General features: G+C 66.9%; 1 protein-coding gene. It reads right to left on the reverse strand.

Annotation, left to right across the window (positions count from 1 at the left end; all coding sequences use genetic code 11):
* Positions 1-106: 106 nt before the first annotated feature.
* Positions 107-1,507: HNH endonuclease signature motif containing protein (locus tag J3476_RS28130; protein WP_286183847.1), on the reverse strand; the 1,401-nt coding region annotated here is incomplete at its 5' end.

A 1,507-nucleotide genomic window follows, 5' to 3' on the forward strand; every position in this document is an offset into this window, starting at 1 on the left:
TGCCGGGCAGCGAAACAACCTAACCGAAGATGCCGCTTACACCGTTAATCTGACGGACCCCAGCCGTGCGGCCGAGTGACTGTTCGGCGGTGAGGCGATCAGACGCTCAGGCGGCTTGGCCGTCTGGGGGTGCGGGTCCGCCGGGTTGGCCGGGGCTACTGGATTCGTCGGGGTTGTCAGGTTCGCCGGGGTCACGTGGGCTGCTGGGTTCGTCGCGTTCTTCGGGTTCGCTGGGGTTGTCGGTCGGCGATGGTTCGGTTAGCTCGTAGTCGATCGGCTCGTCGGCCATCAGCGCGTCGTCGGTCAGCGCGTCGTCCATCGGCTGGTCGTCGATCGGCGCGTCGTTGATCGGCTGGCCGTCGATCGGTTCGTCGTCGATCGGTTCGTCGCCGATCAGCTGATAGTCGATCGGCTCGTCCGTCAGCGCGTCGTCCATCGGCTTGTGGTCGGTCAGCTCATCGTCGATCGGTTCGTTGTCGATCAGTTCATAGTCGATCGGTTCGTCGTCGATCAGCTCGTCGTTGATCGGTTGGTTGTCGCCGCATTGGGTGTCGTTCGGGGGGTCGGAAGGGCGGTTTTGGGCACGGTCTGATTCCGCGCCGTCGCCCTGCAGCCCGACGTCGGGATCGCCCGAACGGCTCGATGTCGAAGGGTTCGGTGGCTGCTGGTCGGGGGGTCGGAGGAGTCGTTCGGGGCGGTGGTAGGTGTTGATGCGGGTTTGGCCGGTGTCCAGTGGTGGTGGGGGGATCCATTCGACTTCGCCGCGTTCGTTCATCCGGGTGCTCCAGCCGCCGGGGCCGACGGCGCGGTTGTCGGGTCCACAGGCTAGGCCGAGTTCGTCGACGTTGGTGTTACCGCCGTCGGTCCAGTCGGCGACGACGTGATGGGCTTGGCTGCCGTAGGCGCCCACCGTGCAGCCGGGTTTGGTGCAGCCCCCGTCGCGGGCGATCAGCATGACCCGCTGTGCTGGGGAGGCAACCCGGCGGGCCCGAAACAACGCCAGCGCCGATCCGGTGGCCTTGTCGAACACCGCCAGGCTGTGATGGGCGTGGGCGGCCAGGCGGATCACCTCGGCGATGGGGAGGCGGGTGCCCCCGCCGGTGACTCCGATCCCGGCGCGGGATTCCAGGTCTTGCAGGGTGGTGCGGATGATCACCGACACCGGCAGCCCGTTGAGCTGTCCGAGCTGACCACTCATCAGCGCAATCCGCAACACCGCGACCAGCGCATCATGCTGGCGTTGAGCCAGGCTGCGATGATCAGCATCGATCTGGGCCTGCGACGGGGTTCCCGAGACACACGGTTCGGGGTCGTCGGGATTACACATGCCCGGGGCGGCGTACTTGGCGAAGATCGCCTCCATCAGCGCCCACGCCTCCGGTGTCAGCTCCCCGCTGATCGGGGTCATCGCATCGCCACGCTGCTTACCCTTGGTCAGTCCGCGGCGGCGGGCGCGTTCGGTGTCGTCGGGTTCGGGGCCGTCCTGATCGAGCAGGAACAACGCCAA

Origin of the sequence: Mycobacterium sp. PO1 (assembly GCF_017312405.1) — a bacterium.
Lineage (GTDB): Bacteria > Actinomycetota > Actinomycetes > Mycobacteriales > Mycobacteriaceae > Mycobacterium.